Source organism: Gaiella sp., from assembly GCF_035710885.1.
Lineage (GTDB): Bacteria > Actinomycetota > Thermoleophilia > Gaiellales > Gaiellaceae > Gaiella.
On record NZ_DASTCS010000044.1, the window covers coordinates 1 to 23,789 of the forward strand.

At 72.5% G+C, this 23,789-nt stretch carries 25 protein-coding genes; 13 read left to right on the forward strand and 12 right to left on the reverse strand.

The features are described 5' to 3' along the window. A partial coding sequence (locus VFO26_RS09875) for a cupin domain-containing protein (RefSeq protein ID WP_325114797.1) occupies positions 1-640 on the reverse strand: 640 nt, incomplete at its 3' end. Positions 641-688: 48 nt separating this feature from the next. Here VFO26_RS09875 and VFO26_RS09880 point away from each other — a divergent pair. Both VFO26_RS09880 and typA read left to right on the forward strand, forming a co-directional pair. Further along, a complete protein-coding gene (locus VFO26_RS09880; protein WP_325114798.1) occupies positions 689-901 on the forward strand; it encodes a 4-oxalocrotonate tautomerase family protein in 213 nt (70 codons plus the stop codon). A 30-nt stretch (positions 902-931) separates the two neighbouring features. Then, a complete protein-coding gene (gene typA, locus VFO26_RS09885) occupies positions 932-2,770 on the forward strand; it encodes a translational GTPase TypA (protein ID WP_325114799.1) in 1,839 nt (612 codons plus the stop codon). Between the two features lie 125 nt (positions 2,771-2,895). Here the strand turns inward: typA and VFO26_RS09890 are convergent, their stop codons facing one another. The 3 genes from VFO26_RS09890 to VFO26_RS09900 are packed head-to-tail and all read right to left on the reverse strand — an operon-like array spanning position 2,896 to position 5,267. Continuing rightward, a complete protein-coding gene (locus VFO26_RS09890) occupies positions 2,896-3,312 on the reverse strand; it encodes a hypothetical protein (protein ID WP_325114800.1) in 417 nt (138 codons plus the stop codon). A gap of 48 nt (positions 3,313-3,360) precedes the next feature. After that, on the reverse strand, positions 3,361-3,993 hold the full coding sequence (locus VFO26_RS09895) for a response regulator transcription factor (RefSeq protein ID WP_325114801.1): 633 nt from the start codon (positions 3,991-3,993) through the stop codon (positions 3,361-3,363). Further along, complete coding sequence (locus tag VFO26_RS09900) at positions 3,990-5,267, reverse strand: sensor histidine kinase (RefSeq protein ID WP_325114802.1); 1,278 nt, start codon at positions 5,265-5,267, stop codon at positions 3,990-3,992. Before VFO26_RS09900 ends, VFO26_RS09895 begins: the two co-directional genes overlap by 4 nt. Positions 5,268-5,537: 270 nt before the next feature. Between VFO26_RS09900 and VFO26_RS09905 the strand changes: the two genes are divergently transcribed. The 7 genes from VFO26_RS09905 to VFO26_RS09935 all read left to right on the forward strand — a co-directional run bounded on the left by VFO26_RS09905 (position 5,538) and on the right by VFO26_RS09935 (position 9,151). Then, a complete protein-coding gene (locus VFO26_RS09905) occupies positions 5,538-5,921 on the forward strand; it encodes a hypothetical protein (RefSeq protein WP_325114803.1) in 384 nt (127 codons plus the stop codon). A gap of 39 nt (positions 5,922-5,960) precedes the next feature. Further along, the gene (locus VFO26_RS09910) at positions 5,961-7,040 is read left to right on the forward strand and encodes a phosphotransferase family protein (protein ID WP_325114804.1); all 1,080 of its coding nucleotides are present in this window, start codon (positions 5,961-5,963) and stop codon (positions 7,038-7,040) included. Continuing rightward, positions 7,037-7,678, forward strand: coding sequence for a class I SAM-dependent methyltransferase (locus tag VFO26_RS09915; RefSeq protein WP_325114805.1), 642 nt, complete (start codon positions 7,037-7,039; stop codon positions 7,676-7,678). The genes VFO26_RS09910 and VFO26_RS09915 overlap by 4 nt, the downstream gene beginning before the upstream one ends. Before the next feature lie 130 nt (positions 7,679-7,808). Further along, positions 7,809-8,048 (forward strand): hypothetical protein, encoded by a 240-nt coding sequence (locus VFO26_RS09920; RefSeq protein ID WP_325114806.1) that lies wholly within the window; start codon positions 7,809-7,811, stop codon positions 8,046-8,048. 29 nt (positions 8,049-8,077) lie between these two features. Next, positions 8,078-8,752 carry a sigma-70 family RNA polymerase sigma factor gene (locus VFO26_RS09925; protein ID WP_325114807.1) on the forward strand — a complete coding sequence of 225 codons (675 nt, stop codon included), beginning with the start codon at positions 8,078-8,080 and terminating at the stop codon, positions 8,750-8,752. Then, positions 8,749-8,991: a hypothetical protein gene (locus tag VFO26_RS09930; protein WP_325114808.1), complete on the forward strand. Its 243-nt coding sequence runs from the start codon at positions 8,749-8,751 to the stop codon at positions 8,989-8,991. The genes VFO26_RS09925 and VFO26_RS09930 overlap by 4 nt, the downstream gene beginning before the upstream one ends. 10 nt (positions 8,992-9,001) lie before the next feature. Then, entirely contained in the window at positions 9,002-9,151 is a 150-nt protein-coding gene (locus tag VFO26_RS09935) for a hypothetical protein (RefSeq protein ID WP_325114809.1), read from the forward strand. A 32-nt stretch (positions 9,152-9,183) separates the two neighbouring features. On the opposite strand, the gene VFO26_RS09940 is transcribed toward VFO26_RS09935, so the two are convergent. Together VFO26_RS09940 and VFO26_RS09945 are read right to left on the reverse strand one after the other, a co-directional pair. After that, positions 9,184-10,824 carry a cation:proton antiporter gene (locus VFO26_RS09940; RefSeq protein WP_325114810.1) on the reverse strand — a complete coding sequence of 547 codons (1,641 nt, stop codon included), beginning with the start codon at positions 10,822-10,824 and terminating at the stop codon, positions 9,184-9,186. Positions 10,825-10,884: 60 nt separating this feature from the next. Further along, positions 10,885-12,468, reverse strand: coding sequence for an adenylate/guanylate cyclase domain-containing protein (locus tag VFO26_RS09945; RefSeq protein WP_325114811.1), 1,584 nt, complete (start codon positions 12,466-12,468; stop codon positions 10,885-10,887). A 77-nt stretch (positions 12,469-12,545) separates the two neighbouring features. Here VFO26_RS09945 and VFO26_RS09950 point away from each other — a divergent pair, with 77 nt between their 5' ends. Next, positions 12,546-13,607: a serine hydrolase domain-containing protein gene (locus VFO26_RS09950; RefSeq protein ID WP_325114812.1), complete on the forward strand. Its 1,062-nt coding sequence runs from the start codon at positions 12,546-12,548 to the stop codon at positions 13,605-13,607. Positions 13,608-13,625: 18 nt separating this feature from the next. Here VFO26_RS09950 and VFO26_RS09955 read toward each other — a convergent pair whose 3' ends face one another. Then, positions 13,626-14,447, reverse strand: coding sequence for a class I SAM-dependent methyltransferase (locus VFO26_RS09955; protein ID WP_325114813.1), 822 nt, complete (start codon positions 14,445-14,447; stop codon positions 13,626-13,628). Positions 14,448-14,544: 97 nt separating this feature from the next. Next, positions 14,545-16,185, reverse strand: a complete 1,641-nt coding sequence (locus tag VFO26_RS09960) for a response regulator transcription factor (RefSeq protein WP_325114814.1) — start codon at positions 16,183-16,185, stop codon at positions 14,545-14,547. 169 nt (positions 16,186-16,354) lie between these two features. Between VFO26_RS09960 and VFO26_RS09965 the strand changes: the two genes are divergently transcribed. Beyond that, a complete protein-coding gene (locus tag VFO26_RS09965) occupies positions 16,355-16,696 on the forward strand; it encodes a hypothetical protein (protein ID WP_325114815.1) in 342 nt (113 codons plus the stop codon). 64 nt (positions 16,697-16,760) lie between these two features. Here VFO26_RS09965 and VFO26_RS09970 read toward each other — a convergent pair whose 3' ends face one another. Beyond that, positions 16,761-17,276 (reverse strand): tetratricopeptide repeat protein, encoded by a 516-nt coding sequence (locus VFO26_RS09970; protein ID WP_325114816.1) that lies wholly within the window; start codon positions 17,274-17,276, stop codon positions 16,761-16,763. Continuing rightward, positions 17,276-18,079 carry an SDR family NAD(P)-dependent oxidoreductase gene (locus VFO26_RS09975; protein WP_325114817.1) on the reverse strand — a complete coding sequence of 268 codons (804 nt, stop codon included), beginning with the start codon at positions 18,077-18,079 and terminating at the stop codon, positions 17,276-17,278. Before VFO26_RS09975 ends, VFO26_RS09970 begins: the two co-directional genes overlap by 1 nt. A gap of 34 nt (positions 18,080-18,113) precedes the next feature. On the opposite strand from VFO26_RS09975, the gene VFO26_RS09980 reads away from it, so the two are divergent. Continuing rightward, entirely contained in the window at positions 18,114-19,229 is a 1,116-nt protein-coding gene (locus VFO26_RS09980) for a winged helix DNA-binding domain-containing protein (protein WP_325114818.1), read from the forward strand. On the opposite strand, the gene VFO26_RS09985 is transcribed toward VFO26_RS09980, so the two are convergent. Then, positions 19,230-20,441: a penicillin-insensitive murein endopeptidase gene (locus tag VFO26_RS09985; protein ID WP_325114819.1), complete on the reverse strand. Its 1,212-nt coding sequence runs from the start codon at positions 20,439-20,441 to the stop codon at positions 19,230-19,232. Between the two features lie 257 nt (positions 20,442-20,698). Between VFO26_RS09985 and VFO26_RS09990 the strand changes: the two genes are divergently transcribed. Then, positions 20,699-22,996, forward strand: coding sequence for an MMPL family transporter (locus tag VFO26_RS09990; protein ID WP_325114820.1), 2,298 nt, complete (start codon positions 20,699-20,701; stop codon positions 22,994-22,996). 119 nt (positions 22,997-23,115) lie between these two features. Here the strand turns inward: VFO26_RS09990 and VFO26_RS09995 are convergent, their stop codons facing one another. Then, a complete protein-coding gene (locus tag VFO26_RS09995; protein ID WP_325114821.1) occupies positions 23,116-23,784 on the reverse strand; it encodes a response regulator transcription factor in 669 nt (222 codons plus the stop codon). Positions 23,785-23,789 lie beyond the last annotated feature (5 nt).

Below are 23,789 nucleotides of genomic sequence, written 5' to 3' on the forward strand. Positions count from 1 at the left end.
CCGCGAGCTCGTCCTTCGACTGCGTGTTCTCGACGATGTGCACCTCCCGCGGGTGGAGCCTGAAGGCCGCGCCGGGCGCGAGAGACTCGACCGCGTCGCCGATGTGGAGCCTCCCCTCGCCGCGCAGCACCCAGACGATCTCGTCGTAGAGGTGGTAGTGCCACGGCGCGCGACCGGGCGGGATGTAGCCCACGAACATCGTCGCCCTGGTCGAGCCGTTGTGCGGCCCGTAGAGCACCTGGAACGACCTGGCGCCGGTTGCCGTCCCCGGCTCGACGTGGTCGAGCGCGACGGCTCGCTCGAGGCCGCCCATCGGCGCGTGGAGGTCTGTCGCCGCGCCGACGGTCACGCGCACGCAGGAGAGCCCGTCGGCGCCCGCGGTCAGCGCCCCCGGCTTGCCGGCCGGCACCAGCGCGGCCGCGCGGCCGGCGAGGGGCTGGCCGTCCAGCTCGCCTGCCCCCGCATGGCCGAAGAGGAGCGTGTCGTGCAGCGGGTCGGCCAGGTCGAGCGCCGCGCCCGGTTCGAGCCGGAGAGCGTCGAGCGCGAGCTCCGAGCCGCGCTCGGGCGGCACGAGGGCGCGGCGATCGACGCCGTCGGTGACGTCCGCGCGGACGTCGTCGAGTCGTTGCACGCGACCCACGACGTGAGCATATGGTCGTTGGCATCCGACCGAGGAAGGAGGCGTGCCGTGCCGCTCATCCGTGTCGAGCTCTTCGACTTCCGTGTCGACGAGGAGACGAGCGCGAAGCTGATCGCGGGCCTGACCGACGCCCTCTGTGAGGCGACTCACGAGGGCCTGCGCGACCACACCTGGGTGATCGTCGAGGGTCACGACCCGAAGAACTGGGGGCTCGGCGGCAAGCCGTGGCCGGTGGGCGAGATGCCGCCGGGCCCTTCCTAGCCCTCGCCGCCACGCGGCTACCCTCCCGCGGTGGCGGTCCGGGCCGACATCCGCAACGTCGCGATCGTCGCGCACGTCGATCACGGCAAGACCACGCTCGTGGACGCGATGCTCTGGCAGTCGGGGTCGTTCCGCGAGAACCAGGACGTCGCGGAGCGCGTCATGGACTCGATGGATCTCGAGCGCGAGAAGGGCATCACGATCCTCGCGAAGAACACGGCGGTCCGCTTCGGTGACGTCAAGATCAACATCGTCGACACCCCGGGTCACGCGGACTTCGGCGGAGAGGTCGAGCGGGCGCTGCGGATGGTCGACGGCGTGCTGCTGCTCGTCGACGCGAGCGAGGGGCCGCTCCCGCAGACGCGTTTCGTCCTGCGCAAGGCACTCGAGGCCCGTCTGCCTGTGCTGCTCGTGGTGAACAAGGTCGATCGGCCGGACGCCCGCATCGAGGAGGTCGTGAACGAGGTGTACGAGCTGTTCCTCGACCTCGACGCCGACGAGAGCCAGATCGAGTTCCCGATCGTCTACTGCAACGCGCGCGCGGGCAGAGCCGGCCTGACGGCGGACCCTTCCCGCCTGGAAGAGCAGCTGCAGCCCCTCTTCGACACACTGCTCGAGACGATCCCCGCGCCCTCGTACGAGGAAGGCCATCCCTTGCAGGCGCTCGTCACCAACCTCGACGCGTCGCCGTACGTCGGACGGCTCGCGCTCTGCCGGATCCACAACGGGACCATCCGGAAGGGGCAGCAGCTCGCGTGGTGCCGCCGCGACGGGGTCATCGAGCGCGCGAAGGCGACCGAGCTCTACGTCACGGAGGCGCTCGACCGGGTGGAGGCCGAGGAAGCGGGGCCGGGCGAGATCTGCGCCGTCGCGGGCCTCGCGGAGGTGACGATCGGCGAGACGCTCGCCGACCCCGACGACCCGCGCCCGCTCCCCGTCGTCGAGGTGGACGAGCCGAGCCTCTCGATGACTGTCGGTATCAACGGCTCGCCGCTCGCCGGCCGGGAGGGATCGAAGCTGACCGCGCCGCTGCTCAAGCAGCGGCTCGACCAGGAGCTCGTGGGCAACGTCTCCCTCCGGGTCGAGCCGACCGAGCGGCCGGACGTCTGGGAGGTGCAGGGCCGCGGTGAGCTCCAGCTCGCCGTGCTCGTGGAGCTGATGCGCCGGGAGGGCTTCGAGCTGACGGTCGGCAAGCCGCAGGTGGTCACGCGCGAGGTGGACGGCAAGGTGCACGAGCCCGTCGAGCGGGTCGCGATCGACGCGCCCGAGGAGTACACCGGCGTCTTGACGCAGCTGCTCGCGCTCCGCAAGGGACGCATGGAGGAGATGGTCAATCACGGAACGGGGTGGGTGCGGCTGGAGTACCTCGTGCCCGCGCGGGGATTGATCGGGTTCCGCACCGAGTTCCTCACCGAGACGCGCGGGACCGGGATCCTCCACCACGTGTTCGACCGCTACGAGCCCTGGTACGGCGAGCTGCGCACCCGCCCGAGCGGCAGCCTCGTGGCCGACCGCAGCGGGCCGACGACGACCTTCGCCCTGCTCAACCTGCAGGAGCGCGGCTCGCTCTTCGTCGGGCCCGGCGTCGAGGTCTACGAGGGGATGGTCGTCGGCGAGAACGCGCGCGCCGAGGATCTCGACGTCAACGCCACGAAGGAGAAGAAGCTGACGAACATCCGCTCGTCGACCGCCGACGAGCTCGTCCGCCTGATCCCCCCGCGCCCGCTGTCGCTCGAGCAGGCCCTCGAGTTCATCCGCCAGGACGAGTGCGTGGAGGTCACCCCGGCCTCGATCCGCCTGCGCAAGGTCGAGCTGTCGGCCTCCAGGCGCCAGCAGTCCGCGAGCCGCAAGGCACGCGGCCTCGCCTGATGACCGAGACGTCCCGCTCGGCGAGGTAGCGGCGCCGCAGGCGACGCCTTCAGCGGTCTGTCCCCCGCAGGCGGGGATCAAGCCGCGAGAATCCGCTTGGCGGATTCTCGCTCGGCGAGCAAGCTCTAGTCCCCGTCCACCGTCGCGCTCGCGCGGCAGGTCTCCCCGCGCGGGCCGTTGGCGCGGACGGTGACGGTGTCGCGACCGGGCCAGTCGGGCAGCGTCCGGCGCAGGGAGAACGACCCCGAGCTGCCCCCGGTCCGCGACCGGGATCGGAAGACGAGTCGACGCTCGTGGATCATCACGACGCTCCAGGTCGTCCCCCGTCTCGGTGTGCGCACGTCGAGGTCGACCCTCAGCCGGTCGTCGTCGCGCGTGCGGACGCGGAGCCGCACGGTGCTCCCGGCGCTGCACGAGAGCTCGGCCCGAACGTCGGAGCGGGAATCGTCCCCGTCGTCCGCGCGTGCTGCGATCGGCGTGGCAACGGTCACGAGCGCGGCCAAGACGAGCGCCACGAGGTGCCGGAGGCGGCCGTTCGGCATGTATCGATGGTGACGGGGGAGCGAGGCTCGCGCAATCGGACTTGGGTCCTACGACCCACCGGCGGTGACTCCGTTGCGCTCGGCCCAGAGCGCCGCCTGCGTCCGGTCGGTCACCCCGATCGTCCGGAAGACGTTCGTCAGGTGAGCCTTGACGGTCTTCTCGCTGATCGAGAGCTCGCGGGCGATCAGCTTGTTCGGGAGCCCACGCGCGACCATCGCGAGGACCTCGCGCTCCCGCTCGGAGAGGGCGTCGATCGGCGAGGAACGGCTCCGGGCGCTGAGGAGCGCACGGCTTGCGCGCGGATCGAGCGGAGCCTCACCCCGCGCCGCCGCGTCCACGGCCTTGGCGAGGTCGGCGGGCTCGGCGTCCTTGAGCAGGTAGCCGACCGCTCCGGCGTCGAGCGCGCGCAGGATCTCGTCTCGATCCGAGAACGAGGTGAGCACGACGACGGCGACGCCGGGCTGCGCCGCGACGATCTGGCTCGTCGCCTCGATCCCGTCCAGCACCGGCATCTCCAGATCCATCAACACGACGTCGGGCTTGCGCTCCGCGCAGAGTGCGACCGCCTCCTCGCCATTCGCGGCCTCGCCGACCAGCTCGACGTCGGCGAACGTCCCCACGAGCTGCCGGAGGCCCGTGCGCACGACCGCGTGGTCGTCGGCGATGAGAAGTCGGATCATCGACGTGGCAGCCTCAGCGCGAAGATCGTGCCCGCGCCGGGTGTCGAGCGTACATCGAGATCGCCTCCCGCACTCGTCGCCAGCTCGTCGAGCAGCGAGAGGCCGACGTGCCCCTCCCCGCGCCGCCGCTCACGCTCGCCCTGGGGGATACCGGCGCCGTCGTCGCTCACCTCGAGCAGGAGGTGTCCGTCCTCCGACCGCACGGCGACGGCGACGGCTGCGGCCCGTGCATGCCGCTGGACGTTGCGCAGCGCCTCGGCGGCCGCCCGGTAGACGAGCCGCTCGTCGTCGTCGTTCAGGTCGAGGTCGGGCTCGATCGTGAGCTCGGTCTCGAGGCCGCGGGCCTGCAGGGGGGCGAGGAGGTCGGCGAGACCGGCCTCGAGCCCGCTCGCGCGCAGGTTCGGCGGGTGGATCTCGACCAGCAGCGCCCGGAGCTGCCGCATCGAGTCACGCGTCCCCGCGGCCCCTTCTTGCAGCGCCTCGCGCGCACCCGGGGACGCCTCGGTCTGCGCCGCGGCGCTGAGGGAGTACGAGATCCCGGCGAGATCCTGGACGACGCCGTCGTGCAACGCGGCCGCGATCCTGCGCCGCTCGTCGGCGGATGCCTCGACCGCACGAAGGAGCAGTGCCTCCCGTTCCTCCTGTGTCCGGCGGAGCTTGCGGTCGAGCCGCCAGGCCAGCGGCACCTGGACGAGCCAGAGCAGGACGAGGCTCGCGAGGAGCAGCGCCGCGAACGGCACCCAGATCCTCCGCCCCGTAGCGGCGACGGCGCTTCGCCGCTGGTACGTCTCGAAGAGCAGGGGCGTGCCGTCCGGCGCGCGGACCGGCAGGTAGACCTCGTACAGGTCGCCCAGGCCACGCTCGAACCGGTTCTCGGGCCCCGAGACGTCGCTGAGCTCGGCCTTCGTGCTTCCGGTGCGCAGCACGTCGAGCTTCTCCGCGTCGAGCGGAAAGGTCGACCCCAAGAGCCGCGGCTCGTCCGAGTACACGATGCGTCCGCTGCGGTCCCAGAGCTTCACCCTCACGACACGGTCGCCGAGGACGCGCTCCTGGACGACCCGGTCGACGGTGGCGATCGAGGCGGGGTTGCCTTCGAGCAGGTCGACGTCGATCGCCGGCTCGAGGATTCCCTGCCCGGCCAGCGAGGCGAACTGCCGCGCGTCCCGGAGGGCCTCCTCGTGGCCCAGGCTGCGGAGCGCGAGCACCGCGACGGCTCCGAACACGGCCAGCACGGCGAGCCCGGCGAGCGCGAACTGCACGACGGGATGCCTCACCGGAGTCCCTCGGCGCCGAAGAGCTCGAATCCAAACGACGCTTCGTCGGCGGGGCGCGCCCGGACGAGTGCGATGTACGGACGCAGGGAGCCTCGATCTGCAGGCAGATCGGGGCGACCGAGGACGAAGCAGCGCGCCGCCCGGCGCGTTCCGACCGCGCTGGGCCTCATTCCGATGCGAGTTCTAAGACCAAGGTCCCATTGTGGCCCGGACCGGCCCGCTGTCAGCCTCCGATGCGTCGAGATCAGTCGTGTCGAGAGGAGTCGGACGATGAAGGGTGTGACGGGTTTGATCGTGGCGATGTCGCTGGGGGTGGCGCTCCTGCTGGCGCCGGCCGCGGGCGCGAAGGACGGGGACATCCGCGTGGCCGGAGTGTGCTCGACGCCCGCGACGTCGAAGCTGAAGCTGTCCGAGGAGGACGGCGGCATCGAGGTCGAGTTCGAGGTCGACCAGAACCGGAACGGCGTGCGGTGGCGCGTCACGCTCTCCCAGAACGGGAAGCAGATCGGAAGCCGCGTCCGCGTGACGCGCGCGCCGAGCGGCTCGTTCGAGGCTCGCTTCGTTGCCGGCAATCGCGCCGGAGCCGACCGGTTCGTGGCGCGGGCGACGAGCGCGTCGGGTGCGGTGTGCACCGCGAGGGCGTCCTTCTCGTAGCCCTCGGCGGCCACGGGGCGGTCGTGGCACGATCGTCCCGTGGCCGGCGTGGTGGACATCGTCTCGACGCTCGCCGAGGCGTCGGCGGCCGACCGGCCGCCGCTCCTGGTGCTCGAGCGGGTCGAGGCGTTCCTCGACGAGCACGGCCTGGGCGACGGGCCGGTTCGGGCGGAGCGGATCGGAGTCGGCGGCGGCTCGAACTTCTCCTTTCTGCTGGAGCGTGGTGGCGAGCTGTACGTGCTCCGCCGGCCCCCGAGGCCCCCTCTGCCGCCGTCGGCCCACGACGTCGTCCGAGAGGCGCGGCTCCAGCTCGCGCTCGCGCCGCAGGGCATCCGGCTGCCCCCGATCCTTGCCGTGTGCGAGGACGAGAGCGTGCTCGGCGTCCCGTTCTACGTGATGAGATTTCTCGACGGCTCCGTCGTCACGACCGCGCTGCCGCCCGGTCTCGAAGATCCGGCTGCCCGCAGCCGGCTGGGTGAGGAGCTCGTCGACGCGCTGGTCGAGATCCACGCCGCCGACGTCGCCGAGCCGGCGCTGGCGGCGTTCGCGCGGCCGGGGAGCTACCTCGAGCGTCAGGTGCGTCGCTTCACGCAGCTCTGGGAGATCAACGCGACACGCGAGATCCCCGCGGTGGTCGAGGTCGGGCGCCGTCTCGCCGACGAGCTGCCCGAGCCGCTGCCCGACACGGTCGTGCACGGCGACTACCGGCTCGGGAACCTGATGGTCGAGCGCGACCGTCCCGACCGGGTCCAGGCGGTGCTCGACTGGGAGATGGGGGCGATCGGCGACCCGCGCGCCGACCTCGGCTACCTGCTCGCGACGTACACCGAGCCTGGCGGAGGGCCGAGCCCGCTCGGCGTCTCGCCGGTCACCGCGCTCGAGGGCTTTCCCACCAAGGCGCAGCTCGTCGAGCGCTACGCGGGGCGTAGCGGTCGCCGGATCGGGCCGCTCGGGTGGTTCGAGGCGCTCGCGCTCTGGAAGGCCGCCGTCTTCTGTGAGGCGATCTTCGGTCGTTACACGCGCGGCGAGCTGGGGGCGGAGGATTCGCGCGCGGCGGCGTTCGAGCACGCCGTGCCGCTGATGGCCGAGACGGCCGCCGGGCGGCTGGACGCGGCGTGACGGAGGGCAGCCGCCCGTCGAGCTCGATCCGCCCCGGCTTCGCCCGCGCGGACTGGAACGAGCGGTACGCGCAGAAGGAGCTCGTCTGGACGGCCGAGCCGAACCGGCTCTTCGCCTCCGAGGTGGGCGGGCTGAAACCGGGACGCGCCCTCGACCTCGCCTGCGGGGAGGGCCGGAACGCGGTCTGGCTCGCCGCGCGCGGCTGGCAGGTGACCGGGGTCGACTTCTCCGACGTGGCGATCGCCAAGGCAGGCGAGCTGGCCGCGAGCCGCGGCGTGCACGTGGAATGGGTCGTCGCCGACGTCCTCGAGCACGACCCCGGGCGGCGCGCCTTCGACCTCGTTGCCGTGCTGTACCTGCAGCTGCCGCGCGACGAGCTCGCGCGAGCGCTGCGGCGGGCCGCCGAGGCCGTGGCCCCGGGTGGGACGCTGTTCGTCCTCGGCCACGACACGACGAACCTCGAGCACGGCCACGGTGGGCCGAAGGACGCCTCGGTCCTGTTCACGCCCGAGGACGTCGTGCCGGAGCTCGGCGACCTCGTCGTCGAGCGTGCCGAGAAGGTGCGGCGCACGGTCGCCCTCGAGGACGGCGAGGCGACCGCGATCGACGCGCTCGTGAAGGCCCACCGCGAGCGCTGAGCGCGCGAGCGGGACGGGCACCCGGACGTAAGACCTGCGGCGCCTCCGACACCAACCACTCGACGCCGGTCACCGAGGACGTCGGCCGGCAGACCCCACTGCGACTTCCTGAGAGGACTCGAGACGAGTGATGCACGACACCGAGCACGGGCACGAGGTAGGGGCACGGCGCCGCCGCCCGGTGTCGGCGCTCGGGTGGCGGCGCGCGCAGCTCGTGGACGCCGGGTTCCCGGCCCTCCTCGCGGGGACACTCGCGCGCGACGGCCGCTACGACCTTCACCGCCTGATCGAGCTCGTGGAGGGGGGCTGCCCCCCCGGGCTTGCCGTCCGGATTCTCGCTCCGCTCGACGAGAGCAGCCCGCACGCATGAGCGTGCGGGCTGCGCCTATGGTTCGGCGCGTGGAGCCCTCCTCCCAGCCGGGAGTGACGCACGCGCCGGAGCCCACGCGGGCGCTCGATGCGGACTCGCGCCGGTGGCTCGAGGAGCTCCGAGGCGAGGGCGTCGTGCGGGACGAGGCAGTCGCCCGGCTCCACGAGCTCCTGCTGCGGGCGGCGCGGTTCGAGACCGGCCGTCGGAAAGCGTCGCACCCACACCTCCGCGGCGACATCGACGAGATCGCCCAAGAGGCGGCGGACGACGCGTTGCTGAGCGTGCTGTCCCGGCTCGACGACTTCCGCGGCCTCTCCCGCTTCACGACATGGGCCTACAAGTTCGCCCTCTACCAGGCCTCGGTCAAGGTCAGGAGACGCGCCTGGCAGGGTCGGGAGATCCCCGTCGAGGACGAGGCATGGAGCGTTCTCTCGAGCGCGGGGCTCGAGCCCGACCAGGAGGCCGAGCAGAGCGAGCTGCTTGCGGCGATCCAGACCGGGATCGCGCAGGCACTGACCCCGCACCAGCGGCGCGTCCTCGTTGCGCTCGCGCTGAACGGGGTGCCCATCGACGTGCTCGCGGAGCGGCTGCAGACGACCCGCGGGGCGCTCTACAAGTCCCTGCACGACGCGCGCCGCAAGCTCCGTGCGTATCTCGCGGATGCCGGTCACGCCGTCGGGGAACCACTGGAGGAGGTGTCGTGACGGAACAGGACGAGAGCGAGCGCGTCGTCGCACGGGTGCTCGGGCCGGAGGGGCCCGAGGTGAGCTGTGAGACGTGCTTCGAGGAGCTCGATCGCTACGTCGAGCTGGAGCTCGCAGGCGTCGATGCCGACGCTGCGATCCCGGGCCTGCGCGCGCACCTCGAGGGGTGCCCGGCGTGCCACGACGACCACGAGAGCCTGCTCTCGCTCGTCGCCTCGGACGCGTTGCCGGCGGAGTAGGCTCGAGGGCATGAACACGCTCGAGCTCGAAGACGAGGAGCTCAAGCTGCTGCTCGCGGCAGTCCACTCCTACCTCGACGACTTCGGTCACGAGGAGGCGGACGTCCTGCGGCGCGTCAAGCGGCTCCTCGCGAAGCTGCAGGCAGCGCAGGCCGCCTGACTCCAGTGACGTCCCGGCACGGCGCGTCTCGCTCAGCGCCCGTCCGAGATCAGCTCGACGACCTCCCGCGCCGCGGAGACGTACGGCATCAGCACGTGGTCGGCACCAGCCTTCGTCAGCCGCTCGACGTCCGCCCGGCGATGGGCCGCCACGGCGACGTGCCCCGTGTAGCCGTGGTGGGAGAGCGCGTGCAGCAGCGCGAGGTTCACGTCGACCCGACGAACCGTGCTCACGACCCATCCGTGCTCGGGAAGCGGCAGCACGTGTAGGAACTCGGGATCCTCGGCGTCGCCGTAGAGCACGTCGACCCCCTGCTCCGACCAGTCCGCGAGGGCAACGGGGTCGAAGTCGACTCCCAGCACCGCCACCCCTCGTTCCCGCAGGCCCTCCACGATCCCGTCGCCGTAGCGTCCGAGGCCCAGCACGATCACGTCGGGCGGATGCTCCGTGAGGGCCTCCTCCGGCCTCGGCTCGGCGCGCTCGAAGATCTCGAGGAATCCCTCGAGCCTCGAGGCGATCGCGCCCGAGTACGGGTACACGTACACCGAGACGGCGATGGTGACCAGCGCCACGGCCGTCAGGAGCGAGGTCGTGTCCTCGTCGATGTGCCCGAGCCGCAACCCGAGGGCGCCCAGGATGAGCGAGAACTCGCTGATCTGGGCGAGCGCGAGCCCGGTCTCGAGCGACACGCGCTTGCGGTAGCGCATCGCGCCCAGGAGCCCGATCACGATGATCGGCTTCAAGACCAGGACGAACACCGAGAGCAGGACCGCGATCCAGAGCTCGTCGGCGAGCTGGCCGAGGTCGACCCTCGAGCCGAGGTCGATGAAGAAGAACAGCAGCAGGAAGTCGCGGATCGTGACGAGCCGGGAGCCGATCGCCTCTCGGTACGGGGTCGACGCGATCGAGACGCCGCCGAGGAACGCGCCGACCTCGACGCCGAAGCCGAGCTCGTCGCCGAGCGCGCCGAGCGCGACGGCCCACGCGATCGCGAACAGGACGAGGAGGTCGGGCAGCCGTGCGAGGGCGTGGAGCAGCGGGGTGAGGGCCCACCGCATCAGCACCCCCAGGACGGCCAGCAGCGCGATGCCCTTCGCGAGGACACCGAGCAGAGCTGCGCCCGTGGAGCCTTCCGACTCGCCGCTCGCGGTGAGGGCGATCATCACGACGACCACGACGAGGTCCTGGACGATCAGGATCCCGACCGCCAGGCGTCCGTGGAGGTCCTCGAGCTCCCGTCGGTCGGAGAGGAGCTTGATCACGATGATCGTGCTCGAGAGGGCGAGGCCGATCCCCACGTACAGCGCGGGCGTCACGTCCAGCCCCAACGCCAGCGCGAGGAGGAACCCGCCGGCCGCGGTGAGCGCGACCTGGGCCCCGCCGACCGCCAGCGAGACCGGCCCGAGCGTGCGGATCACGTGGATGTCGAGCTTCAGCCCGACGACGAAGAGGAGCAGCGCGATGCCGAGCTGAGCGAGGAGCTCGAGCTCGCCGCCCGGCTGGACGAGATCCGCGGCGCTCGGCCCCGCGACGACGCCCACCGCGACGTACGCGATCACGAGCGGCAGCCGGAGCCAGACGGCGATCGTGCCCGCGACCGCCGAGACGACCAGGATCGCCGCGACCTGGACGAACAGGTCGTCGGTCAGGCCGAGGGCGGCGAGCGTCTCCAACGTGCCACCGAGTATTTCGGAGCCGGACCCGGCCGCGACCGTCGACGATACGTCGGATCGTCAGACCGCGAGCACGAACACCTCGACCGGGTCGCTGCGCCCCCTGACCTCGACGGTGCCGAGGGGATCGACCGGGACGTCCGAGAGGCGACGGGCCGTCGAGCCTGCGAGCACCGCCTGGCCGGGATGTGCGAGCGCCTGGAGGCGCGCGGCGAGGTTGGTGGTGTCCCCGATCGCCGCGAAGCTCCGCTGCTCCGCCGTGCCGACGTGGCCGACCGCCGCCTTGCCTGTCGCCAGCCCGGCCCGGAAGCGTGGCCAGCCCGGATGCTCGTCGGCGATGCGGGTCGAGGATCCGAGCAGCTCCTTCGCAGCCCGCGTCGCCCGCTGCGCGTGGTCAGGCTGGTCGCCGACGGCGTTGAACACGGCCATCACGGCGTCCCCGGCAAAGCGCTCGATGGTCGCCCCTTCCGCGAGCAGGTCGGGGACGGCCGCCGCCCAGTACGCGTTCAGCATCCCGATCGCCACCGCCGGCGGGCACCGCTCCGAGAAGGCCGTGAATCCCTCCAGGTCGGCGAACAGCACCGTCACCTCGCGCTCGGTGCCTCCCAGCTCCGCGAGCCCCGGCTGGCGTTCCAGGTCGTCGGCGAGCGCCGGCGACACGTAGGGCCGGAACAGGTCGTCCACCCGTCGCAGCTCCCGTGCCGACGACTCGAGGACGGCCGTCTCGTCCGCCGTGTATCCGTGCCCGCGGAGCCCCTCCATCACCGGCTCGAGCGGCCGGTTCTCCGCGAGCGCCTCGATGATCGCCCGCAGCGCGTCGGCAGTGCGCTCGTCCACGCGCTCGAGGGTGGCGTCGAGGTACACGCCGCCGAACGCGGCGGTGACCGAGGCGCTTCGACGGTAGCCGACGTAGGCCGCCCAGAGGACGAGCACGAACGCGGCGGTCATCATCAGGTGCCACTCCCACCAGGAGACGTGCCAGCTCCGGGCGAGCGCGATCGCGACGAGCGCCTCGGCCAGCAGCACCCAGGCCGCGGCGATCGCTGCGGGCAGGAGGTCGTCACGCCGCCGGTAGAGGCGGAGGTACCGGACGGTGGCGAAGCCGTAGAGGAAGCAGCCGACGATCGCGACGAGGGTCAGCTCGGCGCGATGGTCCTCGGGCGCGACCGGCCGGTCGAGCGGCGGGACCTCGGTGAGGGAGACGACCGCCCAGACGACGAGCAACGTCAGGAGCCCCCCGCGGAGCAGCCGCCCGTGCCGGAGCACCGCCGCCGCCCGCGAGGGCGACAGCTCGAGCGCGGACGCTGCGGCGAACCCGGCGCCGATCAGGAGCCCCACCGGGGTCGCGATGTCGAAGCCCGTGTTGGCGGCGTCGAGCACCTGCCCCGGCGTCGCCAGCGCATGGAGCGCGAGAAAACCCGCGCTCGAGAGGAACGCAAGCGAGACGAGCGTCGCGCGCGCGTCGCCGCGTCGGCGCGCCGCCTCGCTTGCGGCAAGCCCCAGGACGACGTTGACGAGGGCCGTCAGGAGGATCAACCAGAAGTGCGTCGGCCGGTGCAGCCAGTGCGCGTCCGCGTCCGGCTCGAGGAGCAGGAGGGCGAGGCCGGCGAGCGGCAGGGCGAGCAGGACGGCGCTTGCGGGCATCGCGCTCGAGCCTACTCCGAGAGCGCTCCGACGCCAGGCGTGCGGCCGAGCGCCCCGGTCGGGTAGACCTCGCGGGCGTGGAGGTGCAGGGTCACGTGGATCCGGCGTTCGCGCCGGTGGCGGACGCGTTCGCGGAGGGCTTCACCGAGCGCGGTGAGGTCGGGGCGGCCGTCGCGATCGTGGTGGGCGGTCGTGCGGTCGTCGATCTCGTCGGCGGGACGGCCGACGAGTCCGGCGCCCCCTGGACGCCGGACACGATCGTGAACGCCTATTCCGTGGTAAAGCCGCTCACGGCCGCCTGCCTGCTGCTGCTCGTGGAGCGCGGCAGCGTCGGCCTCGACGACCCCGTGGCGCGCTGGTGGCCCGAGTTCGGGGCTGCCGGGAAGGAGGAGCTGACCGTCCGCCAGGTGCTCGCCCACCAGGCGGGTCTCCACCTCTTCGAGCAGCCGCCCGCGCTCGCTACCCTGCTCGACTGGCAGGCGATGGTGGACCTGCTCGCGCGCTCGACCCCGGCCTGGCCGCCGGGCACGGCGCACGCCGAGCACGTCGCGACCTACGGCCATCTCGTCGGCGAGGTCGTCCGCCGCGTCGACGGGCGAACGCTCGGCGCGTTCCTGCGCGAGGAGCTCGCCGGGCCCTGGAGCCTGGACTTTCACGTCGGGCTCTCCGACGAGCTCCAACGGCGTGCGGCCGACGTCGTCGACCCGGACGGGACGTTCGAGGCGCCGCTCGCGCGGCCCGTGGAGATGGTCGACCCCGCCGTCGTCAACGGCGCCGCCTGGCGGGCAGCGGAGATCCCGGCGGTCAACGGGCACGGCACCGCTCTCGCGCTCGCGCGGTTCTACGCCGCCCTCGGGGCGGGCGGCGCGATCGACGGGGTTCGCCTGCTCTCGCAGGAGCTCGTCACGGAGGCGATCCGCCCGCAGCTCGTCGCGCCCGACCGCGTGCTCGGCCGGACCGCGGCATGGTGCCTCGGAGTCCAGGCCGACCTCGAGGAGGGTGGCTTCGGGATGGGCGGCCTGGGCGGCAATCTCGGCTGGTGGGCCGGCGAGGGGTATGCGATCGGCTACGTGACCCGCGGGCTCGGCGACCATGGGCGGGTGGACGCCGTCGAGAGCGTGTTCCGCGAGCTCCTGTGAGGCTCGACGCGCCGGAGCTCAGCGCTTCCGTGCGACGACCAGCAGGTAGTCGTACGGGTACTCGGCGGGGCCCGTGGGCGCACCGCGATCGAAGCGGGCGGCGAACTCGTCCAGCGCGCGGTCGAGCTGCCCTGCACGTTCCGGGTCGCCCGCCAGGTGCTCGCGGAGGGCGACGATCGGGCCGAACGTCGTCCGGAACAGCTCGACGTACGCCTCGCGTGAAGGGCTCCGCTCGACGTAGGTCCGGCGGGTGAGCTCGAGGGAGGCGACGCGATCGCCGAACAGCCCGCGCACATGGTCCTCGTCACCCCAGAGCAGCGGCGGCTGCGTGCCCGGCGGAGACGGCGGCAGGAAGGCACCCAGCGCCTCGAAGAACGCCGCCCCCGTGCCCTCGGGCACGAAGTTCGCCATCCCGATCGTCCCGCTCGGCCGGCAGACGCGGAGCATCTCGTCGGCCACGGTCCGATGGTGAGGGGCGAAGATCGCGCCGAACGCCGATGTCACGACGTCGAACGACTCGTCGTCGAAGGGAAGCGCCTCGGCATCCGCCTCGACCCATTCGAGCTCGACCCCGCGCGCACGAGCCTCACGCCGCCCCGCGTCGAAGTTCTCGGGCGTGAGATCGGCGGCGACCACGTGCGCCCCCGCCTCCGCCGCGCGGATCGCGACGTTGCCCGTGCCCGCGGCCACGTCGAGGACGCGCTGGCCCGCGGTGATCCCGCAGGCTGCGGTGACGACCGGGCCGACCTCCCACACGGTCGCTCGCGCGAAGCGGTGGTAGTCGCCGAGGGCCCACATCGCCCGCGCGACGGTCTTCGGATCCTCCTGGGCCTGCTGCATGGACGTGTCCTCCCGCTGGGCCGAAGCCTTCTCTCCGGGTCAACGGTAGGGCGTGAGGGCTGCGGCGGCATCGCCAGGACCGGCCATCTTTCCCTGCCTACTCGAGGAGGCCGGTCCGCACGGCGTACGTCGCGGCGGCGGTACGCGAGGGGAGGTCGAGCTTGCGGAGGATGTTGGTCACATGGCGGTGGACGGTGTGCTCGCTGACGACGAGGCGCTCGGCGATCTGCCTGTTCGTGAGGCCTCCCGCCAACAGCCCCAGGACCTCCCGCTCGCGGCGTGTCACGGGCGACCGGGCGGAGCCGCTGACGGAGTCCCGCACCCGGCCGGAGCGCGCCGCCTCGGCCCGCGCCCCGAGGCGCGTGAGGGTCTCCTGGCTCTCTCCCGCCTCCTGTGCGGCGGCGGCGTTGCGACGCAGAGCGAGAAGCGTGACGGCCAGCTCCCTCCGGGCCAGCGCCGCCTGGAAGGGCGCCCGGCTCGCGACGAACCCGTCGACGGCGTCCTCGAGCAGCGACCGGGCGCGGTCGTGGTCGCCGCGGGCCGCGGCGAGCATCCCGGCGGCGAGATCAGCGCTCGCCTCGAGCGCGGCCGTCGCGATCGCGATCGCCGTCCGGCGCAGCTCCTCGCACGCGACGGAGGCCTCGTCGAGCTCTCCACGCGCGATCCGACCGCGGACGACGAGCTCCAGCGCGGGAACTCGCTGCACAGCGCGGCCCGGCGGGACCCGTCGGAGCACGCGCTCGGCGAGCTCGACGGCTCGCCGAGCGTCGCCGGCGTCGAGCGCAAGCCGCGCCCGGCCGAGCTGCGCGCCCGGAGACGCGCCTGCGCGGTCGAGCAGGTACCCGGCCTCGTCGGGACGCCCCTGGCGGCGCCGGAGCTCGGCGAGCTGGGTGAGAGGTGCGGCGACCCAGGCGGGGCGTGATGCCGCGAAGTCCTCGGACGATGCCTCGAGCAGCGCCTCGGCGTCCTGCCACCGGCCGCGCTCGAGCTGCACGAGCCCGTACTCCGACCGGCAGAACGCCAGCATGTAGCGGCTTCCGTAGCGCTCCGCGAACTCGGCGATCCGGTCGCACCAGGTGAACGCGCGGTCGTTGTCGCGGATCGCGGTGCACGCCGAGACGAGGAAGCAGCACGTCCAGGCGCTCGAGATCGGGATCGTCGCCGCTCCCTCGAGCGCCGTCACGGTCGCCTCGTCGAGGCGGCGCATTCCCTCTGCGACCTCGGCGGACGCCACCAGCGCCGCTCCCTCGAGCGCGAGCCCGAGCATCTCGAGATCCGGCACGCGGAAGCGTCGGCCGAGGTCGGCGGCGAACCGCGCCGCGGCGCAGGCGTCGGCGGTCTGGCCCGCGCCGTGGGCGAGGTACCCCTCGTGGAACGCGAGCCAGCCGTGCTCGGGTCCGGGCTCGAGCGGATCCAGCAGGCGATGCGCCCGGCGCAGCCATCCCGAGGCGACCGGCCAGGCCCCGTGGAAGTCGAGGTTGTCGGCCGCCAGCCACGTCGCCATGCGGGCGGCGTTACGAGGCTCGCCGGCGCTGCGGTACAGGCGATAGGCGCCTTCCCTGGCCGCGAGCACCGTGGGCGCGTCGTCGAGCCACCAGGCCGCCCAGCTGAGCCCCTCGAGGCCTTCGGCGCTCTCGTCGAGGCGGAGAGCCTGCTCGAACTGCGCCCGGGCCTCCGTCCAGCGCCCGTCGGCGAGTGCCGCCCAGCCGGCGTCATGCTCTCGCGCGTCCGCCGTCACCCCGGGATTGTCGCGCGTCGGGGCTTCGGCGGGGCGGCCGCCACCGTTTCCCGCCGACCCGATGGGGGTACGCGTTCGATCCACGCTCCGCACAGCGGCACCTCGGTCGAGCTGCCGCCGACACCGGCCGGAGCAGGTCACTGGAACGGACGAGGGAGGTTCGAAGACGATGGCAGACATCCACAAGGTCTCCGCCCGGATGATCGACTGGGCGGAGCGGCTGGAGGACGTGTCGGACGCAGCCAAGGGAAAGGGAATCCGGAGAGGCAGCTTCGGTACGCGCTGGCTGATCCTGCCGGCCGCCGGAGCGGGGCTCTATGCGCTCGCGACGTCCGGCACCTTCTCGCGCCAGGCCAAGGACGTGATGGACCAGGCGAAGACGCGCGCCTCCGAGCTGCCGGAGGACCTGCTGGGCCGGATCCGGCAGACCACGCAGAAGCCCGCCGGCGGGAACGGCAGCCGGGCACGGAAGTCGGGGACGCGTAGGAAGACCGCCCGTTCCGCGAGCTGAGACCGAAGACCGGGCTGGGCGAGACGGCCGAGCCCGCATCGCGCTCCTCTCGCCCGAGCGGGCGTCAGGGGCCGGTGCCGGGCGGCTCCGGCTCGACCAGCTCGCGGGCGTAGGCGGCGAGGGAGCGCTGGTAGCGAGGAAGGTGGGGCACGAGCGCCTCCAGGGCGAGCGAGACGGCCTCACGCTCCTGCCCGGTGTCGACCAGCGCCAGCGCGAGAAAGGCCCGGACGGCGCCGTCGAGCTGGTCGGACTCCTCGTGCAGCTCCGCCCTCAGCAGTGCGACGCTCTCCTGCGCCTCGCCGACGTTCCGCAACGAGCTCGCCAGCTGGATCGCCGCGCGCCTGCGCCGTTCGCCGGTCAGCCCTCCGGCGATTGCCCGCCGGTAGAGGGGCACCGCGAGGTCCGACCGGCCCGTCGAGTCGAACGAGCCCGCCCGCTCGAACAGCCCGACGGGGCTCTCCGGCGGCAGCTCCGCGGCAAGCCGCTCGATGAGCTCGCGGAGCTCCGCGTCGCCCAGGCGGTCGGCCGACGCCCACGCCTCGGCCAGCCGCCGCTCCCAGTCCGCGTCAGCAGTCGGCACTAGGGCACCCGGCCCACCACGGCCCAGCCGCCGTCGACCCTCAGCGTGTGCCCTGTCACCGCAGACGCCTGCTCGGAGACGAGGTACGTGAGTGCCGCGGCAACGTCCTGCGGCGTCCCCACGCGTCGGATCGGCGCCACACCGGCCCAGTGCTCGGCGTAGTCCGGATCGCCGGCGAGGTTCCTCTCGTTGAGCGTCGCCCCGATCGCGAGGGCATTGACGGTGATGCCGTGCGGACCGAGCTCGAGCGCCAGCACCGACGCCATGTGCATCAGGCCCGCCTTGGTGGTCCCGTACGCCGACAGGCCGGGCAACGCCAGGAGGCCCGTCACGGACGAGGAGAAGACGATCCTGCCGCCGTACGGGTCGTCCGGGCGATCGGCGCGCTGGGCGACCATCTGGCGTGCCGCGGCCTGCGCGCCGAAGAAGGATCCCTTGAGGTTGAGGTCGGTGACGACGTCCCAGGTCTCCTCATCGACGTCGAGGAAGGGCGACCAGCGTGTCAGCCCCGCGTTGGCAACGAAGACGTCGAGGCGGCCGAACTCCCCGACCGCGCGCGCGACGAGCCTCCGGTTGTCCTCGACGCGCGAGAGGTCGCCGTTCTCGGCGACGGCCTCCCGCCCGGCCGCGCGGATGCGGTCGACAACGGCGTCGGCCCGCTCGGCGGCGTCGTGGTGTGCGACGACGACGGCTGCCCCGCGGGCGGCGAGAGCCCCGGCCATCGCCGCGCCGATCTCGTGGCTCGCGCCCGTGACGATCGCGACCCGGCCCTCCAGCGTCGAGTCTGGGCTGGGGCTGCTCACGCGCGCAGCTTAGGCCCACGGCGAGAATCGAGCGATGCGCGCGGACGTGCTGACGACGCGGGAGCTGAACAGGGCGACGCTCGCGCGGCAGCTCCTGCTCACGCGCGCCGACCTGTCGGCGACCCGGGCGGTGACCCATCTCGTGGGGCTGCAGGCCCAGGTCCCGCTCGACCCGTACACCGCGCTCTGGTCGCGGCTCGCGCGCTTCCGGCCGGAGCAGCTGTCCGAGCCGCTGGTCGAACGGAAGGTCGTGCGGGTCAGCGTGATGCGCGCGACGATCCACCTCGTCGGCGCGGAGGACTGCCTCCTCCTCCGTCCGCTCATGCAGCCGGTCCTGGACGCGGAGCTCGCGCGTCACCGGGACTACTCGCCGGCCCTCGAGGGGATCGACCTCGAGCCTGTCCTGTCCTTCGCGCGCGAGCTCTTCGCCGAACGGCCGCGGACGGGGCCGGAGGCCAGAGAGGCGCTGGCCGCGCGCTTCCCCCGCCACGACCCGGCGGCCCTCGCCTACGCGTGTCGCTGCCTGCTTGCGCTCGTCCAGGTGCCGCCCCGCGGGGTCTGGGGGAAGACCGCCCAGGTGACCGTGACGACGGCCGAGTCGTGGCTCGGCCGTCCGCTCCTCGAGCAGCCGAAGCTCGCCGACGTCGTTCTCCGCTACCTCGGCGCGTTCGGGCCGGCCTCCGCCTCGGATGTGACGACCTGGTGCCGCCTCACCGGGATGCGGGAGGTGATCGAGCGGCTCCGGCCCCGGCTGCGACCCTTCCGTGACGAGAACGGCCGCGAGCTGTTCGACCTGCCCGAGGCACCGCGCCCCGATCCGGATGCCCCGGCGCCGCCTCGGTTCCTGCCCGAGTACGACAACGTGCTCCTCTCCCACGCCGACCGAAGTCGATTTCACTCCGACCGGGTGCGCGCCGCTCTTGGCAGAGCCGGTGGGGTCGGATACGGCTCGGTGCTCTCCGACGGGCTCGCGGCCGGCGTCTGGCGCCTCGAGCGCGACCGGGCGAGCGGCGAGGCGAGCCTCGACGTCCGCCTGGTGACACCACGGTCGAAGAGGGCGATCGCGGCGATCGAGGCCGAGGGCCGTCGCTACCTGCGGTTCGCGTCCTCGGACGCGGCGAGCCGCGAGGTCCGCGTGCGCATCGAGTAGTCAGCCCGCAAGTCCGAGCACGGCGCGGGAGTACCTCCCTGCCTCGCGGATGTGGAGGACCCCCGGTGGCAGCTCCACGACGAAGGCACGCGTCCCGGGCAGCGCCCTGTGCTGCCATTCCGTCGCCGACCCCGGGGGTCTAGGCAGCTCCCGAAAGCGCATCCGGGCGAGCCGGGCGAAGCGCCGCGCGATCGCGACGCTCGGCCCGGTCGCGCGGACGAGTGCCTGCGGCTGGTGGAACCAGATCGTCAACTCGGGTCGCAGCCGCCGGATCAGGCGCATCGCAAGCCGCGTCTCCAGCTCCGACGCCGGGGCCTCCCCCGAGACGGGGAGGCCTCGCCACGTGCCGGGGAAGTTCCGGTTGAGGTCGACGCCGCGGGCGTTCGTGCGGCGCTTGGCGGCGTGGCCGTCCGGGTTCAGATCGGGGACGACCCAGATCGAGCCACTCCCGGGCGGGCGGGCGTGGAGGAGCCGCGTCGCGACGATGCTGCCCGCGCATTCGTCGCCGTGGACGCACCCGATCACGAGCACCCGGGCACTGCCCCGCCCCAGCCGGAACGCGCGGATCGACTGGCCGAGCATGCTGGTGCCGATCTCCGCGGATGCCACCCCGTCGCCCGGGAGCCGGACGTGCATGTGGTTGTCGTGGTGGCTCGGCAGCACCTCGACGACGGCCGGTGGCCCGCTCAGGCCCGTGTTCGGGCCGACGAAGACATTCGAGGCGCCTGCGGCGACGAACCGGTCGAGCAGGTCCTGCGCGAGCCCGCGGTCGATCTGGCGCGGGCGCGCGGGTGGCCGCTCGCGCCCGTCCTTGCGCGGGTAGTAGACGTCGGCGTCGAGGCCGTTCTGGTGCGATGCGTGGCCCGGCGGCCCGAGCTCGGCGCCGAACCTCCCGCCGTCGGGTCGCGACAGGTCCCCGATGCCCAACCGGGGCGCGCCCGGGTGCGCGGCCGCGTACTCGCCGATCACCTCGACGAGCGTCCGGACGAGCCTCGTGGTGCCGTGACGCCGCCACGCGCGGTTCGGCGAGCGCCGGCGGACGAAGTCCCACGTGAAGAACCGCTCGCCGGATGCAGGCAGCTCCACGCCTGCGACGAGCCGACCCTGCCACGGGAGGCCGACCGCACGCGACGCCTCGGGCGAGGGCGCAGCCCACCCGTATCCGGAGAGAACGGCGGCGGCGCAGAGGCCGGCAGGAACGAGACGGCGCACCTGGTACCACCATGCACGACCGACGCGACGGCCGTGTGCCGACCGAGCCGGGTGGCTCCCGTGAGAACCCGGCTGATAGCCGTTCGGGGCGTCGGCGATGAGTTATTCCACCCGCCGCGGTCGTAACGACCTACACGGGAGATCGACATCAAGGTGCGGGTGACCGTACCCACCCGAAACCGGCCGGCCGTACTGTGCACGCGAGACCAAGCTGAAAGCCTGAGAGATCCACGGGAACGCCCGGAAGGAAGGGACGCATGACCGAGCACACGGTGGGACAGGACGAGAACGGAACAGAGGGCCGGCTGGCGGCCCACGAGCGCCTCTCGACGGGCTCGCTCGCCGGGTGGGCGCGCGCGTGCGCGACGCACCCGTGGCGTGTCGTCCTCGGCTGGCTCGGGATCGTCGTCGTGCTGATCGTCCTCGTCGGGACGGTCGGTGGCGGTCTCAGGGACGAGTTCGAGATCCCCGGGTCGGAGACACAGAAGGCCACCGACCTGATCGAGTCCGAGTTCGCATCGGAGCAGGGCGGCGTGCTCAACGTCGTCTTCGCCGCGCCCGAGGGCGAGCGTCTGGACACGCCGGAGCGCAGGGCAGCCATCGAGCAGGCGATCACCCGCCTGCAGGGCAGCGAGTTCAAGCCGACCGAGGACCGCGCCGGTCTCGAGAGCGTCGGCGACCCCTTCAGCGAGAACACGTTCTCCGAGAGCGGCAGGATCGCCTACGCGGAGGCGCAGTTCGACCGCGTCATCTACGACGAGGACCGCGACTCCGTCGTCGCCGTGCAGGAGGCCGTCCGCGAGGCGGTCGAGCCGGCCGGCGTGACGGTGGAGTACAACGGCGAGGCCGAGTTCCCGCCGATCGAGCAGGGCACCGCCGAGCTGCTCGGGCTGCTCGCCGCGATGATCGTGCTGCTGATCGTGTTCCGCACGTTCGTGGCCGCGTTCATCCCGATTCTCCTCGCGATCGCCGCCCTGGCGACCGCGTTCCTCCTGCTCTTCATCCTCGCGGGCCTGACCGACATCAACACGATCACGCCGATCCTCGTGACCATGATCGGCCTCGGGGTCGGGATCGACTACTCGCTGTTCATCGTCACGCGCTTTCGGCAGCTGCTGCACGAGGGCATCTCCCCCGTCGACGCGGCAGCCGAGGCAGGTGCCTCCGCCGGCCGCGCCGTGCTCTTCGCAGGCCTGACGGTCGCGATCGGCGTGACGGGCCTCGCCTTCTTCGGGCTCGACTTCGTGACGAAGCTCGGAATCGGCAGTGCGCTCGGCGTGCTGACCACGGTCCTGCTCGCCAACTCGCTGCTTCTCGCGGTGCTGCGGCTGCTCGGCCACAAGATCGACCGGCTGAAGGTGCCGTTCCTGCCGGCGATCGACGACTCGGAGGCAGCGCGCGAGAAGACGCTCGTCGCGCGCTGGGGCCGGTTCGTGACGCGGAACGCGCGGTTCGTGTTCCCGATCGTGCTGCTGCTCGTGATCGCTCTCGCCGCCACGGCGGGGCTCGTCAGGCTCGGCGTCGGCGATCAGGGCACGGCGCCGAAGGAGCAGACCGCGCGGCGCGCGTACGACCTCCTCGCCGAGGGCTTCGGGCCCGGGTTCAACGGTCCGATCCCGATCGTCGTCGACCTCAACGGGGACGCGGAGGCGCCGCAGCGGATCTTCGACCGTGTCCAGGGGCTCCCTGGCGTTGCGTCCGTCGGCGAGCCGCAGCTCAACGACGCCGGGACGGTCGGCATCGTCTTCGTGACGCCCGAGACGGCGCCGCAGGCAGAGGAGACCAACGACCTCGTGGACCGCCTCCGCGGCGACGTGGTGCCGGCGGCGACATCGGCCGGGGACGCGGTCGCGTACGTCTCGGGTCAGACCGCCGCGTTCAAGGACATCGGAGAGCGGATCACCGAGCGGGCGCCGCTGTTCCTGCTCTACATCATCGGCGTCACGTTCCTCGTCCTGGCGATGGCGTTCCGCTCGATCGTGGTGTCGCTCACAGCCGCGATCACGACGATCCTGTCTGCCTTCGTCGGTTTCGGCGTGCTGACGCTCGTGGTGCAGGAGGGCCACCTGCTGGGTCTGACGGGGCTCGACCGGACAGGCCCGATCGAGACGTTCATTCCTCCGATCGCGTTCGCGATCCTGTTCGGGCTCTCGATGGACTACATGGTCTTCCTGATGAGTCGCGTCAGAGAGGAGCACATCCACGGCCTGCACACACGCGACGCGCTCGACCATGGCATCGCAGCGATCGGCCGAGTGGTCGTCGCAGCCGCGGTGATCATGGGCACGGTCTTCGCCGCCTTCATCCTGAGCGGCGACCGCGTCTCGAAGGAGTTCGGGATCCTGCTCGCGGTCGCGATCCTCACGGACGCGCTCATCGTGCGGATGACGCTCGTCCCGGCGCTCTTCACGCTGCTGGGCGAGAAGACCTGGTACATCCCGGGCTGGCTCGATCGCCTGCTTCCGAACGTCACGGTCGAGTCTCCGCATGAAGGGAACGGCCGGGTGGTGCCGGTCGAGCCTCAGCCTCGGACCGAGGCCGCCGAACCGAGCTAGCCGACGTCCACCATCCACCTGAGGAGCCGAGGGCCGCGAGAGCGGCCCTCGGTCTCGGCTGCCCCTTCCAGCACCACGATCGCTCCGACCGTGAGCATTTCCGGCCGCCGCGTGCCCTCTCAACGAATGCCGGTATCCCGACCGGGCCGGGTGAGGCCGCTCTCGTAGGCGAAGATCACTGCCTGGACGCGGTCGCGTAGCCGGAGCTTCATCAGGACCCGCTTGACGTGCGTCTTCACCGTCGACTCCTCGATCACGAGGACCGCCGCGATCTCGGCGTTCGAGAGCCCGCGCGCCAGCTGCTCCAGGACCTCCCGCTCGCGCGGTGTGAGTTCGCCCAGCCGGTCGTCGAGAACCACCTCACCGGCCGGAAGACGCGCCATGCGGTCGATCACGCGGCGGGTGACCGAGGGTGAGAGGAGCGAGTCGCCGTCGGCCACCGCCTTGATCGCGGCGAGCAGCTCCTCCGGGCTCGTCCGCTTGAGCAGGAAGCCCGAGGCCCCCGCGGTCAACGCGCCGAAGATGTACTCGTCGTCCTCGAACGTCGTCAGGATCACCACGCGGGTCGCGGGGGACACCGTCACCGCCTCCCGGGTGGCCTGGATCCCGTCGAGGCCGGGCATGCGCACGTCCATCAGCACCACGTCCGGCCGCAGCTCGCAGACCCGGTCGACCGCGGCCCGTCCGTCCTCCGCCTCCTCGACGACCTCGACCGACTCGTCGCTCGACAGGATCGCCCTCAGGCCGGCGCGCATCAGCGCGTCGTCGTCGACGATGAGGACGCGCACGGGAG